We start from the raw sequence: 16,840 nt of genomic DNA on the forward strand, positions 1-16,840 counted from the left end.
TCAGGAGTTCAGGCTGCGGTTGCGGTCGGCGAGCTGCTTCAGCAGGCCGTCCATGCCGTCGCGCTTGATGATGGCCGCGTACTCGGAGCGGTACGTCACCACCATGCTCACGTTCTCGATGATGATGTCGTACACCTTCCACTCGCCGCTGCGGTTGGTGAGCAGGTAGTCCACGCTCACCTTCGGGCCGTCCGGGCGGATGATCTCGGTACGCACGGTCACGCGGTCGGCGCCGGCCGCCGCCTGCGTTGACAGGTAGTTCAGCTTCTCACTGTCGTACTGGCGCAGCGCCGTGCCGTAGGTGCGCAGCAGCAGGTCCGAGAACTCGTTGATGAACTGTTCGCGCTGGGCCGGCGTCGCGGTGCGCCAGTTGGCGCCCAGCACCCACTGTGCGGTGCGCTCCTGATCAATGCGCGGGAACACCACGTCCCGCACCAGCTGGAACAGCGCCTGGTCGTCCTGGTAGCGCGCGCGGTCCGTGCGCAGGCTGTTCAGCACCTTCTCGGCGGTGTCGCGCACCACCGCGGTCGGGTCTTCGGCGGCTGGCGCCAGCGGCGCCACGCCCACCAGCCACAGCGCCATCAGGGCAGTCATCAATCGCTTGATCATCACTGGTCTCCTTCCTTGTCACTCTTGCCGGCCTGTCCGTACAGGAACTGGCCGATCAACTGCTCGATCACCAGCGCGGACTGGGTAATCTCGATCTCGTCGCCTTCCTTGAGCGCGTCCGGCGCCCCGCCCGGGTCGAGGCCGACGAACTGCTCGCCGATGAGCCCCGCAGTGCGGATGCTGGCCACCGTGTCCTGCGGCAGGTTGTCGTACCGCGCCGTGATGGCAAGCTTGACCACCGCCTTGAACTGTTCCTTGTCGAAGTCGATTTCCGCCACGCGGCCCACGCGCACTCCGGCCACCGTCACCGGCGCCCGCACGCGCAGGCTGCCGATGTTGTCGAAGCGTGCCAGCACGGTGTAGGCGTCGCCGTCGCGGTACTCGGCAAGATTGCTGGCGCGCACCGACATGAACGCCAGCGCCGCCAGCCCCAGGGCCACGAACAGGCCCACCCACAGTTCGACGCTACGCGATTGCATGGAATTCGAATCTCCTCAGGGTTCGCCGAACATCAGCGCGGTCAGCAGGAAGTCCGCACCCAGCACCGCGAGCGACGCGGTCACCACGGTGCGCGTAGTGGCCCGGCCCACGCCCTCGGCGGTCGGCACCGCGTCGTAACCCTCGAACACGGCGACCCAGGTCACGATCGCGCCGAACACCACGCTCTTGATCACACCGTTCAGGATGTCGTCGAAGAAATCGACGCCACTTTCCATGTGCGACCAATACGGCGCCGGGTCGAGCCCGAGCAACTGCACGCCGACCAGATACCCGCCCAGAATGCCGACCGCGCTGAACACCGCCGCCAGCAGCGGCAGGCTGATGAACCCGGCCAGCCAGCGCGGCGCGAGCACGCGCCGGAATGGGTCCACGGCCATCATTTCGAGCGCCGAAAGTTGTTCGGTCGCCTTCATGAGGCCGATCTCGGCGGTGAGTGCGGAACCCGCCCTGCCGGCAAACAGCAGCGCGCTCAACACCGGCCCGAGCTCGCGCACCAGCGACAGCGCCACCACGATGCCAAGGCTGCTCTCGGAGCCAAAATCGACCAGCGTATTGTAGCCCTGCAGGCCAAGCACCATCCCCACGAACAGGCCCGACACCAGGATGATGACCAGCGACAGCACGCCGACGCTGAACACCTGCTGGGCCAACCGCCGCGGCGACAGAAACTGCGACGGCACCGCCGCCAGCAGCGTGATCAGAAACATGCCGGCCCGCCCCAGACGGGCGACGCCGTCCATCGTGCGCACACCGAGCCCCCGCAGCGGACCCATCACGGGGCGCCTGCCAGCAGATCGTCCCGGTACGCCGGAGCCGGAAAATGAAAGCGCACCGGCCCGTCGGCCTCGCCGCTGAGGAACTGGTGAACCATGGGCTCGGTCGAGGCCAGCAGGTCAGCCGGCTTGCCGTGGCCGATGACCTTGCCCTGCGCGATCACGTAGGCGTAATCGGCGATGCGGCAGGTCTCGTCGATATCGTGCGACACCACGAGGCTCGTCAGCCCAAGCGCACGGTTGAGCGAGGCGATCAGCCGCGTCAGGATGCCCATCGAGATCGGATCCTGGCCGGTGAACGGCTCGTCATAGAGGATCAGCATCGGATCGAGCGCGATCGCCCGCGCCAGCGCCACGCGCCGCGCCATGCCGCCCGACAGCTCGCTCGCCATCAGGTCCCGCGCGCCGCGCAGGCCGACCGCCTGCAGCTTCATCAGCACCAGCGAGCGCAGCAGCGACGGCGTGAGATCCGTGTGTTCGCGCACCGGGTAGGCGACGTTGTCGAAGACGTTGAGGTCGGTCAGCAGCGCCCCGCTCTGGAACAGCATGCCGATCTGCTTGCGCAACTCGTACAGGCCCGACCGGGACAGCGTGGTCACTTCCTGCCCGGCGACGCGGATCGAGCCCGCCTGCGGGCGCAGCACGCCCGCGATCAGCTTCAGCAGCGTGGTCTTGCCGGTGCCGCTCGGCCCCATCACGGCCGTGATCTTGCCGCGCGGGATGTCGAGATCGACCGAATCGAAGATGGCCCGCGCCCCGCGGCGGAAGGTCAGGCCCCGAATCTGGATCAGCGGCGCATCGCCGGCTTGCGGGCTGTCTGTGGTGCTGTTCATGCGGGGGTGTCGACCGGGGGCGCGCAAGTCTCGGTTGACCGCCAATGCACTGTCAACCGCGCGCCTGCCCTGCGCTCGGCCGGCCACGGGCCGTTGCCGCCATCCCATGCCCCGCTGTCCGACGATAATCGCCGCACGCCCCCGACCCACGTCATCCCCTACTGGAGCCATGCCAATGCCGAGCTTTCAACCGCCGCTGCGCACCCTCATGGGCCCCGGCCCGTCCGACGTGCACCCGCGCGTGCTGGCCGCCATGGCGCGGCCGACCATCGGCCACCTGGACCCCGCCTTCGTGGACCTGATGGACGACATCAAGGTGCTGCTGCGCCGCGCCTTCAAGACCGACAACGAGGTCACGTTTCCCGTTTCCGGACCGGGCTCAGTGGGCATGGAGGCGTGCTTCGTGAATCTGGTCGAGCCCGGCGACACGGTAATCGTGTGCCGCAACGGCGTGTTCGGCGGGCGCATGAAGGAGAACGTCGAGCGCTGCGGCGCCACCGCGGTAATGGTGGACGACCCATGGACGCGCGCGGTAGACCCGCAGCGCGTCGAGGATGCCTTCAAGGCCAATCCGGGGGCCAAGGCGCTGGCGTTTGTGATGGCCGAGACCTCCACTGGCGCGCTGTCGGACGCTCGCACGCTCACCGAAATCGCCCACCGCCACGGTGCGCTTGCCATCGTGGACGCGGTCACGGCGCTCGGCGGCGTGGAACTCGACGTCGACGGCTGGGACATCGACGCCATCTACAGCGGTACCCAAAAGTGCCTGTCCTGCCCGCCGGGCCTGTCGCCGGTCAGCTTCGGCGCGCGCGCCATCGAAGCGCTGCGCGCCCGGCGGACGCCCGTGCAGAGCTGGTTTCTGGACCTGAACCTGGTGCTCGGCTACTGGTCCGGCAGCGCCCGGCGCAGCTACCACCACACCGCGCCCATCAACGCCCTGTACGGCCTGCACGAGGCCCTGCTGATGCTGCACGAGGAGGGGCTCGAAGCCGCCTGGGCACGCCACGCGCTGCACCACCGCGCGCTGCGCGCGGGCCTGGAAGCGATGGGTCTGCGGCTGGCTGGCGTGGACGGCGAGCGCCTGCCACAGCTGAACGTGGTCACCCTGCCGGACGGCGTGGACGACGCCGCGGTGCGCCAGACGCTGCTGACCGATTACGGCCTTGAAATCGGCGCCGGCCTCGGTGAATTCGCCGGCAAGGCGTGGCGCATCGGCCTCATGGGGCAGTCGGCCAGCCGGCGGCACGTGCTGACGTGTCTTGCCGCGCTGGGCGGAGCGCTCGCGCGCCACCATCGTGCGGTGGACCTTGGCGCCACGCTCGCCGCGGCCGAGGCCGTGTATGCGCGCTGAGGATTCCGCCTCCCAGACAGCGAAAACCCCGCCGCAGCGGGGTTTTCAGTCAGCGGACAGCCGGTTCAGCTTCCGGGCTGCGCGTCGCCACTGTCGGGCGGCGTCACGCCCATCGCGCCCAGCAGCTGGCCCTTGCTGGCGATGATGCGGTACTGCGCGTACAGCACGCGGTACTTGCCGTCGATGTAGTTCAACTCGGCAGTAAAACGCTCGTTTTCGGTATCCAGCAGGTCGAGCAGCGTGCGCTGGCCGATGTTGAACTGCTTGAGATACGCGCCGCGCGTGCTGTTGGCCGAGTCGGCGTGCTGGCGCAGCAGATCAAGGCGGGTATTGGCGGTCTGGTAGTCGTTCCAGGACAGGCTGGCCTCCTCGATCACCTGGTCCTCGGCGCTGTCGCGGATGTGCCTGGCCTGGCTGACGCGATGCGCGGTCGACCGCTTGCGGGCAAGGTCCGCACCGCCGCGGTAGATGTTGTAGTTCATCCGCACCATGGCGATCAGGTCCTCGTCGGCGCCGCGCACGCCGTCGATGTTGCTGTTGTGGCTGGCGCCAAGTTCGAGGTCGAAGCGCGGATAGTCGTTGGCGCGCGCCTGCGCGTGCTGCGCCACCGTGGCGTCGATGTCCGCCACCGCCGAGGCCAGCGTCGGGTGCGTCTGCCGTGCCTCATCCGCCAGCGCCTGCAGGTCCGCCGGCAGCGCGCCGTCCGGCGCGGTCGGGGCCGTCAGCTCGGCTGGCATTTCGCCGACCACGCGCACGTAGGCAATCTCGGCGTCGCGCAGGTTACCCATCTGCGCTTCCAGGTTGGCCTTGGCGAGCGCCAGACGACCGGCCGCCTGGTCGGTGTCGGCCACCCGCCCCACGCCGCGTTCGCTGCGCATGCGAATCTGGTCGTACACGCGCTGGTGGGCGGCCAGGTTGTCGCGGGCCAACTCCACCTGCTCGCGCCGGCGCAGCACATCGACGTAGGTCTGCGTGGCACGCAGGCCGACGTCCTCGGCCGCCGCCAGCACCCGATAGGACGCCGCCTGCAGCGTCGCCGTCTGGCGGGCGACCTCCTGCCGGGTAAAGAAGCCGTCGAACAGCATCTGCGTGATCCGGATGCCGCTCTCTTCCCGATGCAGGCCAAGGTAACCCTGCCGGCCGGTGGCGCCGAGCGTCGAGGCGTTGTCGCTCTTCTCGCCCCCGATGCCGGCATTCACATCCACCCGCGGCAGGTAGCCGGCCTTGGCCTCGCGCACGTTCTGTTCGATGGCGCGCCGGTCGTCCTGGGTCACCAACACGTCCGGGTTGTGCGCGATGGCCTTGTGCACCGTGTCGGCGAGGTCGCCGGCCAGCAGCGGGCCGCCGGTCAGCGACAGCACGCCGGCGAGCGCAACCGAGTATTTGGAATTCATGTCCGTCCGTTCCCCTGAGAGTGTTGTTGAAGCGCCCAGCCTCGGCGGCGCACGCCGCCGGCGCGGACTATACCGTCGACGCTGTTGATCCGATCAGCGCCGTCGACCTGATGGCAAGTGCCGAATCACGGTGTCGCATCGATTTGCCCGTTCGCAAGCAGCGTGTTCAAGGTCGTGTTGACGTTTTGCAGCGTGGCGATCTGCACCGCCGCGCCGGCGCCTGCACCGTCCGCGTCAAAGGCGATGGTCGTGTTCGTCCCGGCCGTCACCACCAGGTAATTGGCCGGGCTGCCCTCGAAGGTGGCCGGCGAGATGCCGGCCCCGGTCAGCAGATCGCCGATGTCGAGCACGTCGCCGCCGGCACCCAGCGCCGCCACCTTGAAATCGGTGATGGTGTCGACGCCGTGCCCAACGTCACCGCGCTGGAACACGAACCGATCGCTCACCGTGTCGGCACCACCTATGCCACCCGTCAGGCTGTCGGACCCGGTCTGGCCGTACAGCACATCGCTGCCGGTGCCACCGACCAGAATGTCGTTGCCTGCCCCACCCAGCAGGAAATCGTTGCCGGCGTTGCCGTTCACGGTGTCGGTACCGGCCAGGCCCGCCAGGTTGTTGCTGTCGGCGTCACCGTTGAGCGTCTGGCCGGTTGCGTTGCCGATCACGGTTTCGCACTGGTCCGGAAGGAGGGCCAAGCTGAGCGTGCCCGACACCGCGTCTCCGTCCGCGTCGGCAGCGTCGACCTCGAAGGCCAGGTTGACCGGCGAGCGATCGTTCACCGTCTCCAGGCTGAACGCGCCAAGGTCGAAGCTGATGTTGTTGTTGGAACTTGGCGCCTCGACCAGCACCGCCTGGAACGGCGTGCTGGTCCGGATCTGGTAACTGTCGCCCTCCTGCAGGCCCGCGATCAGCACCGTGCCATCGACCCGGAAATCGACCGTGATGCCGCCAAGCGTCCCATCCGCCGTGAAGACGCGCGCCGTCGTCCCCTCCCACACCGTCACACCGGTCACCGCCGCCAGTGACTCGTTGGGATCGGTGCCGATGCCCGCCAGCGTGGACGGGAAGGTCTGGTCATTGGTGGTGTCGACGATCGCGGCGACCACGATGGACACCGTATTGGCCTGCGCACCCTGCACCTGGGGGATGACTTGCTTGAACGACAGGGCCGACTGGTGGCCGGTGTAGTTGAAACCACTGCCACCCACGCCGGCCGTGAGGTTGGTGACAAAGTCCATGCGCACCGCCGCGCCGGCGTTGATCGACTGACTGTCGACGCCGATGGTGGTGTTGCTGGTGTTGACCGTACCCACGCTGCCGTCCGCGCTGCGGGCGCTGAACAGGATATCCACCGCCTGCGCCGTGCTGTCGACGCCGATGCCGCGAAAATCCACGTTGCCGGCAGCAGCGCTGGTCAGGTTCGACACGCTGAACTCGGTGCCGTTGCTGATGGTGCCGTTCACGTCCACGGTGTACGTGTTGGTGAGCGGATTCAGCGTCACGGTGAAGGCCACCGTGCCACCCACACCGGTGCTGCTGGTGGTGCCGATCAGCGTGCCGGTGCCGTCGCCGAACAGGTACAGCTGCTGGCCGCCGAGCTTCAACAGGTTGCCGGCCACATCACGGGCCAGCATGCCGTTGTTGGCAATGTCGAACACCGCCGAGCCAAGGCCATCTGCGCCGAGCGCAAGGTTCAGGTTGAATGGCGTAGGCGCAATGTTGGTGTCGAGCACGGCCGCCGGGTCGGGCGCAAACGCCGCCGGGCTGTCATCGTCGATGGTGATGATGAGCCCGTTGCCAGCCGCAGCAACGCTGTCGCCGTCGGCGTCAGTCGCTACCACCAGCCCGCCGAGGTTGAGCGTGAGATCGTTCTCGGCGTTGCCTGTTGCGTGATCCAACGGACCCGTCAGCGTGAAGGTATACGTCCCACCCGCCGTAAGCTCGAAGGTAAAGACACTGGCGCCGCCAGCACCCCTGGTGGCCGTCACCGTGTCACCCGACACGCTGTAGGCCAGGCTGACGCCTCCGGACTTCAGGGCAAGGGCCGCCAGTTGCTCCACCGTATTACCGGCCAGGCTGTAGCTGAGCGGCGCATCGGCGCCGGACGCGAACAGGCCAAGCACGTTGCCCGAGGCCACGGTCGCCGTGCCAGGCACATCGCCGACGCCGCCGGCGATGCCACAGCCGAGCCCGTCTTCGTCCACCGTGGCAGCCGACTGCGCCCCGGAGACCAGCGGCGCATCATCGACGATACGAATCGTCACCGCAGAGCTGGCCGCGCTGCCGTCCTCGTCCGTCACACTGACCGCCACGCTCTCCAGATACTGGGTCGTGTTCGCGCCGGGCTGGCTGTCGTTGTCGACTGTGGTGTCAAGCGTGTAGCGGTAGCTCACCGAGCCGCCAGCCGCCGTGCCGCTGAAGCCGGTCAGCGTCAACGATCCGTACGGCGTCTCGACAGTCACCGGACTGCTGCCTAGCCCCTGCAGCTGCGCCAGCGTAAGCACCGTGCCGCCCACCGTGACAGCCGCGATGCCGTCGAGCGCCTGAATGCTGAACGTGCCGGATTGAGTCAACGCGGCGTTGTCCGGACTGGTACCACCGGGCAAGTCGTTCTCATTGACAGTTCTGTCGCCTGCGGCGCTCCCGATACCCGTGATGGTCACGCCGTCGTTGGCGCCGTTGATGGTCACCGTCAGGGTCGCCGACGACGGGTCGCCGTCGCCGTCGGTCAGGGTGTAGCCAAACGTCTCGGTCAGGCTCTGGCCGGCATCCAGCGCCTGCACCGCCGCCAGGCTGTTGTCGAGCACGTAGCTGTAGGCGCCACCCGCACCCACCGTCAGGGTGCCGTAGCTGCCCGCCACGGTGCTGCCCACCGCGCCCGTCCAGGTGATCGCGCCCACGCCGTCCGCGCCGGCCGTGTCGGCCACGCCGTCGGTCGCGTTGGCGTCGCCGCCGCCCACGCCGCTGCGCACGTTGCCGTCCGCCACCAGCGCTCCGTCCTCGGTCACGCTGTCCACGTCCGCACGCGCCACCGGCAGGTCGTCCACGATCTCGATGGTGACGGTCGCCGGCGCCGAGCTGACCGTGCCGTCGCTGGTGGTGAGCGTAAACACGTCGCTTTCGATGCCCGACCCGTCCACGGTCGCACCGCTCAGGGTGTAGCTGTAGGTCGCGACACCGGTCGCCGGGTCGTAGCCGGTCACCGTCAGGGTGCCGTGCGCGCCCACGATGCTGTTGCCAGTGCCCAGGTCGGCAATGGCAATCACGGTGCCGTTGAGGGTCACCGACTCGATGTCCGACAGGCCGTCCGGGTCGGACAGCGTAAAGGTGCCGCCCACGGTGACGGTGGTCGGACCGACGCCCGAGCCCGACGCCAGGCCCGCTTCGTAGACGGTGTCGTTGGCACCGCCGGGGTTGCCACTGTCGACCTCGATCCGCGGGCCGTCGTTGGCGCCGTTGATGGTCACCGTCAGGGTCGCCGACGACGGGTCGCCGTCGCCGTCGGTCAGGGTGTAGCCAAACGTCTCGGTCAGGCTCTGGCCGGCATCCAGCGCCTGCACCGCCGCCAGGCTGTTGTCGAGCACGTAGCTGTAGGCGCCACCCGCACCCACCGTCAGGGTGCCGTAGCTGCCCGCCACGGTGCTGCCCACCGCGCCCGTCCAGGTGATCGCGCCCACGCCGTCCGCGCCGGCCGTGTCGGCCACGCCGTCGGTCGCGTTGGCGTCGCCGCCGCCCACGCCGCTGCGCACGTTGCCGTCCGCCACCAGCGGGCCGCTCTCCTCACCCAGAAAATCATCTTTCGTGACGCTGTCGGCGTCATTACGCGCTGCCGGCACGTCGTCGACGACGCGGATCGACAAGCTCTCGGTGACGCTGTCGCCGTCGCTGTCCACGAGCACGACCGACATCGAATCGAGCAGGTCGTTGGCGCCTGCGCCTGTGGGGTGGGTCTCGTTATCGAGCAGCGTGTAGGCGTAGCTGACTTCGCCGCTCAGGGCGTCGTAGCCCGTCACCATCAAGGCATTACCAAGCGGTGTTGTCACCGTGGTGCCGGTAAGACCACCGGCGTCGATAACCAGCACGCCATTGATCGTGAGGCTGCCGAGCCCGTCGGGGGCGAGCAACGTGAAGCTGCCGGCGCCGGTCGGCGCGCCCTCCTCGGCCGCGCTGCCTCCGGGCAGGAACTTTTCGAACACGACCGCGTCACCGCCCTCCGCGGTGAGGCCGACGATCGCCACGCCCGCGTCTTCCCGATCGGCCGGCAGGATGATGTCGATGGCGTTCTCGAACAGCAGCGGTTCGGCGCTGGTCGGTATGCCGGCCTCGGGGTTGACGGCCACGAAGTTGTGGTCGAGCGCGACGAAGCTGTGACCACCCTCGCCCGCCCCGCCACCGGCCGGGCCGGCCGCGGTTGGCGGCAGCACGGCGGTGGGGTCGGCGCCGGCTTCGATGGCGGCCTGGAGGTCTTCCACGGACTCGGTCGCGGCGACGGGTTCGTCGGCCACGCTGCCCTGCTTGGCCTGCGCGGTGAGGTCGGCATCGAGCACTGCCTGGGCGTTGCCGCCGAGATCAAACCAGCCGCCGCCGTTGAACTCGATGGTGATCGCGGCCGCGTCGGCGGTGCGGATGACTTCGTCGGCGTAGACGACATCACCCACCGCCAGCACCCGCTCGACACCGTCGGCGTTGACCGCGACGACGTGCCCGACGACGATGCTGACGATGCCGATTTGCTGCGCTGCCATGTTGATTCTCAGGGTGAGGCTGAGCGAGTCGACCGCGGCCCGACGGCGTCAGAACGCGGCTTGTGGGTCGTTTCAGTACCAATGGTATCGAGCGGTGCACGCGCGGCATTGGCTTTAGGTACAGCATTGGCGGGGCAACGCACGGCGCGTTTACCGCTCGCGCAGCGCGCGTTCCTGCGCTTGTACGATCGGCCGCAGCAGGTAGTGCAGCACGCTCTTGCGGCCGGTCAGGACGTCCACGGTGGCGGTCATACCCGGAATTATCGGCAGCGACCGACCGTCCTTGATGTAGCCGTGATCGCGCGTGCGCACGCGGATCAGGAAGAAGCTGCGCTCGCCGCCGTTCTCGTCCTTCTGGGTGATGGAGTCGGCGCTGATGTGTTCCAGCGTCGCTTCGAGCGCGCCGTAGATCGTCGAATCGTAGGCGGTCAACTTGACCATGGCCGTCTGCCCCGGGTGCAGAAAGGCGATGTCCTGCGGCTTGACGCGGGCCTCGACCAGCAGCGTGTCATCGAGCGGCACCACCTCCACCAGGTCCATGCCGGGCTGCACCACGCCGCCCACGGTGGTGACCTTCAGGCGCTTGACCGTGCCGCGCATGGGCGAGCGCACGGCGGTGCGCGTCACGCGGTCCAGCGCCGCGGTGTTGTTCTCGGCCATGGCGGCGAGTTCGGCCTTGGCCTCGTTGAGCTGGCCCTGCGCCTCGGTGCGGAACTTGATGCGCGCCTCCTCGATCTTGCCGCGCGCTTCCTCAAGCGCCGAGCGCGCCGCCGGCAGGCGCAGGCGCACGCCTTCGAGGTCGCCGCGCGTCTCGTTGACCTGCCGCTGCAGGCGCAGCAGCTCCACGTGCGAGATGACGCCCTCGTCGGCCAGCGGCGCGGTGCGGTCGTGCTCCTCGCGCAGCAGCTCGTAGCTGCGGGCAAGCTGGCCGGCACGCGATTGCAGCTCGAACACCTCCTGCTGGCGCTGGTCGCGCTGCTCGGTGAGGATCTGCACCGACGAGGCAAGCTCCTGCTGGCGCGTCTCGAACAGGCGCCGGGCGTCCTCGGCGAGCGGCGGGGCCTCCTTGACGACTTCCGGCGGCAGGTCCAGCGCCTGGCCCTGCGACTCGGCGCCGAGGCGCGCCACCTGCGCCTGTAGCGCGAGGTACTTGAGGCGCCCTTCCTGGTAGGAACTGGCGAACCGCGTGGGATCAATGCGCAGCAGGATCTGGTCCTTGTCGACCACGTCGCCTTCCTTGACCAGGATTTCCTGCACGATGCCGCCTTCGAGGTTCTGCACCACCTGAATCTGGCTCGACGGGATGATCTGCCCGTCGGCCTGCGTCACCTCGTCCACCCGCGCCAGGGCGGCCCACACCAGCGCCACCACCAGCAGCACCGCCACCGTAACCAGAATGAGGTGCCCGGCCGGGTGCGCCGGGTCGAGATCCACGGCCGTGGTGTCGGCCATGTAGTCGAGGTCGTCGCGGTCGATGTCGCGCCACAGCAGGCGCAGTTCCGCCCAGCGGCGTTTCAGGTAATTCATGACGCGCGTCCGGCAAGACGCCCGCCGCGCAGGGCTTCCAGCACCTGGTCGCGGGGACCGTCGGCGACCACGCGCCCGCCGTCCATCACGATCACGCGCGTGACCAGCGACAGCAACGAGGCGCGGTGCGTCACCAGCAGCAGGGTGCGCCCGTCCAGCACCGAGGCGAGGCGGTTCTTGAACTGCTCCTCGGTGGAGTTGTCCATGGCATTGGTCGGCTCGTCCATGATCAGCACCGGCGCGTCCAGCAGCAGCCCGCGGGCGATCGCGACCGCCTGCCGCTGGCCGCCGGACAGCCCCTCGCCGCGCTCGCCGACCGGCATTTCGAGCCCCGCCGGGTGGCGCGCCGCGAAGCTCATCACGCCGGCGAGTTCCGCCGCGCGCAGGATGCTCTCGTCGTCGGCCTGCGGCGCCGCGAGCGCGATGTTGTCGCGCAGGCTGCCGAAGAACAGCGTCACGTCCTGCGGCACATAGCCGATGTTGCGGCGCACGTCGGCCGGGTCCACCTGGCGCAGATCGATGCCGTCCAGCAGCACCGCGCCCGCGGTCGGCTGATACAGGCCCAGGATCAGCTTCTCCAGCGTGCTCTTGCCCGAACCGATGCGGCCGATCACGGCCACCCGCTCACCCGGCGCAATGCGCAGCGACACGTTGTCGAGCGCCGGCACCTGCTGATCGGGGTAAGCGAAACTGACATTGCTGAATTCGATGGCGCCGCCGAGCGCCGGCCGGTGCAGGAAATTGCGTTCCGCAGGCCGCTCCACCGGCAGCTGCATGATCTGGTCCACCGACCGCAGCGCCGCCACCGACTGATCGAAGCGCACCAGCAGGCCCGCGACCTGTGCCAGCGGCGACAGCGCCCGGCCGGCCAGCATCACGCACGCGATCAGCGCGCCGACGCTCAGATCGCCCGCGATAACCCGGTGCACGCCGTACACCAGGATGCCGAGCGAGCACAGTTGCACGGCGAGCCCCGCCGCGTTGACCACCGACGACGACAGCGAGCGCGAGCGCATGCCCACGCGCGCCAGGGCACCGATAGTCTGCTCCCAGCGGCGCTGGATGGGGCCCGCGGCGCCAATGCTGCGCACGGTCTCGTAAGCGGTCAGTGTCTCGACCACGGCGGCCTGCTTTTGCGCGCCAAGGCGCAGCGCCTGCTGCACCAGCCCACGCAGGCGCCGCTGCGCCCACCAGCCGTACAGCACCACCAGCGGCATCAGCGCCAGCGGCACCGCCACCAGCGGCCCGCCGAGCCAGGCAATCATCCCCAGAAACAGCAGCGCGAACGGCAGGTCGATGACCGTGGTCAACGTGGCGGACGTGATGAACTCGCGAAAGCTCTCGAACTCGCCGAGCTGGTTGGCGAACGCGCCGACCGAGCGCGGCTTCACCTCCATGCGCAGGCCCATCACCTGCTCGAATAGCCGCGCCGACAGCGCAACGTCGAATTTCTTGCCGGCCACGTCCAGGAAATACGCGCGCAGGGACCGCATCAGGAGATCGAACAGCGACACCACCGCCACGCCGATGGCGAGCACCCACAGCGTCTCGACCGCGCGGTTCGGCACCACGCGGTTGTAGACGTTCATGGTGAACAGCGGCATGGCGAGCGCGAACACGTTCACCAGAAACGCCGCCAGCAGCACCTCGCCGTACACCGGCCACAGCTTGCGCAGCGTGCCCCAGAACCAGTGCCCGGAGTGCAGCGGGCCGTGCTCGGCGCTGCGGGCGTCATAGAGCGGCGTCGGGCGCAGCAGCAGCACGCTGCCGGCGTAAGCGTCCAGCAGCGCGGCGCGTGGCCACACCGCCTCGCCCATGGCGCAGTCCGGGTCGACGACCCGCGCGCTGCCGTCGTCCTCCCAGGCCAGCACCACCACGGCGCGCCGATCGTGCAGCAGCGCGACCACCGGCAGCACGGCGCCGGTGATGCGCTCCAGCGGCCGGCGCACCAGGCGCGCGTTCAGCCCGGCCCGCTCGGCGGCGCGCACGAACAGCGCCGGCATCAACTGCCCGTCCTGCAGCGGCAGACCGGCGGTCAGCGCCTGCGCGGACTTGGGCCGCTGGTGCAGCCGGGCGAGAAAAACCAGGCAATCGAGCAACGGATCGTCGGCCCGGTGGGCGTCCGTAGCGGCGAGCGACCAGCTCGTGTCCTTGCGGGCAGTGTTGTCCATGAAACGCTCAAGATTCCTGCAAGACCAACCGAAGACGCGCTAGCGAAACCCTTGATGAAACCTGATCACCGCGGCGCGCTGCGCCCATCTGGACCCCGGGCCATGCCGTATCCGCGACACCTTGCACCCCGATCCGTGACCAACGCGTCGCTGGCAGCCTATTGTCGGCTGCCTCATCCAAGCCCTTGACCCTGCGGGCAGGATTTATTTCGTGTCGCTGCCCCCCGACGCCATCGGCTGGCCGCGCAGCGAGCGTCGACGGCGATTCACGCGCAGGCGCTGGCTCGGCGCGCTGCTGGGGCTGCTGCTGGCGCCGGCGGCGGCCAATCGGCCGACCTTCGACACCGGCACCGTGCAGGCAGTCGAGGCGCGCTTCGGGCCGGCGGGCGCGGCGCGCGTGCTCGCCTGGCGCGACTTGATCGCCCGCGAACGCGATCTGCCCGTGACGGGCAAACTCGCCGCGGTCAATGATTTCTTCAACCAGCTGCAATTCGTCGACGACGCCACGCACTGGCACAGGCGCGATTACTGGGCGACGCCGGTCGAGTTTCTGGGCTCCGATGGTGGCGACTGTGAAGACTTTGCCATTGCCAAGTATTTCACGCTGCTGGAGCTCGGAGTGCCGGAGAGCCGGCTGCAGATCACCTACGTCAAGGCCGTTCGCCTGAACCAGGCGCACATGGTGCTTGCCTACTACGCCCACCCGGCGGCTGACCCGCTGGTGCTCGACAACCTGGTCGTCGAGGTCCTGCCGGGCTCATCGCGCGACGATCTGGTCCCCGTGTACAGTTTCAACGGTCAGGGGCTGTGGCTGTCCCGCGCGCGCGGGCGCGGCAAACGCGTCGGCGGCGCCGAACGCCTCGGCCTTTGGCAAGACCTTATCGCGCGCCTGGACGCGCCGGCGCCCGCGCCGCCCACCGAGACCCTGCGATGACCCTGCTGCGGCAACTGCTGATCGCCATCCTCGCGCTGCTGTCGGTGGTGCTCGTCGGCAGTCTTGCCATCGGCGTTGCCCACACGCGCAGCTACCTCAATGCTCAGCTGCGCTCACATGCGCAGGATGCTGCCACGTCGCTTGGCCTGTCGCTGTCGAGCAGCGCCGCGCAGGGCGATCAGGCGACCATCGAGGCCATGGTCGACGCGCTGTCCGACAGCGGCTACTACCGCACCGTCAAGGTCGTCGATACCGCAGGCCGCACGCTGGCCCAGCGCGAGCAGGCGGCGCGCTTTGACGACGTGCCGGCCTGGTTCGTGCGCCTGCTGCCGCTGCACGCGCCGCGCGGCGAGGCGCTGCTGATGTCCGGCTGGCGCCGGCTCGGCACGATAACGGTGACCAGCAACCCCGGCTATGCCTACCTTGAACTGTGGCGTACCGCCCGCGACTCCGCCGGCCTTTTCGCGCTGATCGCCGCCGTGGCGGCCGGGCTCGCGGCACTCGGCGTGCACGTGCTGCTGCGCCCGTTGCGCGCCACGGAGGCGCAGGCCGCCGCCATCGCCAACCGCGAGTTCCCGGTCCAGAAGCGGCTGCCGCGCACGCGCGAGCTGCGCCGCGTGGTCGAGGCGATGAACCACATGTCGCGCAAGGTGCGCCAGATGCTCGACGAGCAGATCGCGCTGGGCGAGCGCCTGCGCGAGCAGGCGTTCAGGGACCCGGTGACAGGTGTCGGCAACCGCGCGCTGTTCGAGCGCGACCTCGCCCACCTGCTGGAGTCCCACGAGGCGCATTTCGAGGGTCTGCTGGTACTGGTGCAGCTGCGGCACCTGCGGCACGTGAACGAAACGCACGGCTACGCCGCTGGCGACGAACTGCTGCGCAAGGCAGCCAGCGCGCTCGGCGACGCCGCCGGCGCCTTCCGCCCACATTGCCTGGCACGGCTGACCGGGGCGGACTTCGGCCTGCTGGTGCCTGCGAGCGATGACGACGAGGTCACGAGCCTCGGCGCCGCACTCGGCGAAGCCCTGGCGCGCCTCTACGAAAGCGGCGTTGCCCCGGACGCCGACGTCGGCCATATCGGCATGGCGCGCCGTGCCCCGGCCGACACCGCTGCCACGCTGCTCAGCCGCGCCGACGCAGCGCTGCGCGCCGCACAGGCCACGTCCGGCAACACCTGGCAACTGGCGCGCGGCGATGTCACCCGGCCAGCGCGGCCGGCGTCCGCCTGGCGCGCGCTGATCACCGACGCGCTGGCCAGCGACCGAATCGAGCTGTACGCGCAACCGGTGCTGCGCCCGCACGACCACACGGCGGTGCTCCACCACGAAGTGCTGCTGCGCCTGCCGACCGACGAGGGCCTGCTGCCGGCTGGCGGATTCATGCCGATGGCCGAGCGCCTTGGCCTCGCGCCGGCGGTCGACCGCGCCGTCATCAGCGCCGTGCTCGCGTGGCTTGCCCTGTCGCCCGGCAGCGGACCGCTGGCGGTGAACCTGAGCCCCGGGTCACTCGCCGACCCGCAGTTCCTCGCCTGGCTGCTGGCGCAGCTCGACCAGCACGCGCCGGTCGCGCCCAGGCTCGCCTTCGAGCTGCCGGAATACGGCGCATCCAGCGACACGCCGGCCCTGCGTGCGCTGGCCGGCGGCCTTGCCGCGCGCGGTTGCGGGCTGGGACTTGACCATTTCGGGCGCGGCTTCAACCCGCTGGGTTATCTCGCCGGCCTGAAGCTCGCGTACATCAAGGTCGACGGGCGCTACATCCAGGCCCTGGCGGGCGAACCGGACAGCCGGCACTTCATCGGCACGCTGCGCGAAATCGCCCACGGCCTCGATTGCCTGATCATCGCCGAGGGCGTGGAGAACGCCGCGCAACTGGCCGCGGTGGCGGAGCTGCGCCTGGACGGCGCGCAGGGCTATCACCTGGCCACGCCGCAGCCGCTTTGAGCCGACGGCGAACGCGCCGCGACCGGGCGTCCGCGCGGCGCCGTGAGGCCCAGACAGGCGGT

The 16,840-nt window shown here is 69.3% G+C and carries 11 protein-coding genes; 3 read left to right on the forward strand and 8 right to left on the reverse strand.

Annotated features, from left to right (window positions below; translation table 11 throughout):
• The 4 genes from AB7F93_RS01660 to AB7F93_RS01675 are packed head-to-tail and all read right to left on the reverse strand — an operon-like array spanning position 1 to position 2,716.
• Positions 1–609: an MlaC/ttg2D family ABC transporter substrate-binding protein gene (locus tag AB7F93_RS01660; RefSeq protein WP_428301138.1), complete on the reverse strand. Its 609-nt coding sequence runs from the start codon at positions 607–609 to the stop codon at positions 1–3.
• Positions 609–1,088, reverse strand: coding sequence for an outer membrane lipid asymmetry maintenance protein MlaD (gene mlaD / locus AB7F93_RS01665; RefSeq protein WP_428301139.1), 480 nt, complete (start codon positions 1,086–1,088; stop codon positions 609–611). The genes AB7F93_RS01660 and mlaD overlap by 1 nt, the downstream gene beginning before the upstream one ends.
• Before the next feature lie 15 nt (positions 1,089–1,103).
• The gene (mlaE, locus tag AB7F93_RS01670) at positions 1,104–1,883 is read right to left on the reverse strand and encodes a lipid asymmetry maintenance ABC transporter permease subunit MlaE (protein WP_428301140.1); all 780 of its coding nucleotides are present in this window, start codon (positions 1,881–1,883) and stop codon (positions 1,104–1,106) included.
• Positions 1,883–2,716, reverse strand: a complete 834-nt coding sequence (locus AB7F93_RS01675; RefSeq protein ID WP_428301141.1) for an ABC transporter ATP-binding protein — start codon at positions 2,714–2,716, stop codon at positions 1,883–1,885. Before AB7F93_RS01675 ends, mlaE begins: the two co-directional genes overlap by 1 nt.
• Positions 2,717–2,885: 169 nt before the next feature.
• Between AB7F93_RS01675 and AB7F93_RS01680 the strand changes: the two genes are divergently transcribed.
• Positions 2,886–4,067, forward strand: coding sequence for a pyridoxal-phosphate-dependent aminotransferase family protein (locus AB7F93_RS01680; protein ID WP_428301142.1), 1,182 nt, complete (start codon positions 2,886–2,888; stop codon positions 4,065–4,067).
• A 65-nt stretch (positions 4,068–4,132) separates the two neighbouring features.
• Here the strand turns inward: AB7F93_RS01680 and AB7F93_RS01685 are convergent, their stop codons facing one another.
• The 4 genes from AB7F93_RS01685 to AB7F93_RS01700 form a co-directional block, all read right to left on the reverse strand.
• The gene (locus tag AB7F93_RS01685; protein WP_428301143.1) at positions 4,133–5,461 is read right to left on the reverse strand and encodes a TolC family outer membrane protein; all 1,329 of its coding nucleotides are present in this window, start codon (positions 5,459–5,461) and stop codon (positions 4,133–4,135) included.
• Between the two features lie 125 nt (positions 5,462–5,586).
• Positions 5,587–10,206, reverse strand: a complete 4,620-nt coding sequence (locus AB7F93_RS01690) for a retention module-containing protein (protein WP_428301144.1) — start codon at positions 10,204–10,206, stop codon at positions 5,587–5,589.
• Positions 10,207–10,356: 150 nt separating this feature from the next.
• Positions 10,357–11,733: an HlyD family type I secretion periplasmic adaptor subunit gene (locus tag AB7F93_RS01695; protein WP_428301145.1), complete on the reverse strand. Its 1,377-nt coding sequence runs from the start codon at positions 11,731–11,733 to the stop codon at positions 10,357–10,359.
• The gene (locus AB7F93_RS01700) at positions 11,730–13,904 is read right to left on the reverse strand and encodes a type I secretion system permease/ATPase (protein WP_428301146.1); all 2,175 of its coding nucleotides are present in this window, start codon (positions 13,902–13,904) and stop codon (positions 11,730–11,732) included. Before AB7F93_RS01700 ends, AB7F93_RS01695 begins: the two co-directional genes overlap by 4 nt.
• A 211-nt stretch (positions 13,905–14,115) precedes the next feature.
• Here AB7F93_RS01700 and AB7F93_RS01705 point away from each other — a divergent pair, with 211 nt between their 5' ends.
• A complete protein-coding gene (locus AB7F93_RS01705; RefSeq protein WP_428301147.1) occupies positions 14,116–14,838 on the forward strand; it encodes a transglutaminase-like cysteine peptidase in 723 nt (240 codons plus the stop codon).
• On the forward strand, positions 14,835–16,778 hold the full coding sequence (locus AB7F93_RS01710; protein WP_428301148.1) for a bifunctional diguanylate cyclase/phosphodiesterase: 1,944 nt from the start codon (positions 14,835–14,837) through the stop codon (positions 16,776–16,778). The genes AB7F93_RS01705 and AB7F93_RS01710 overlap by 4 nt, the downstream gene beginning before the upstream one ends.
• The last annotated feature ends 62 nt before the right edge of the window (positions 16,779–16,840 follow it).

Origin of the sequence: Immundisolibacter sp., assembly GCF_050250495.1 — a bacterium.
Lineage (GTDB): Bacteria > Pseudomonadota > Gammaproteobacteria > Immundisolibacterales > Immundisolibacteraceae > Immundisolibacter.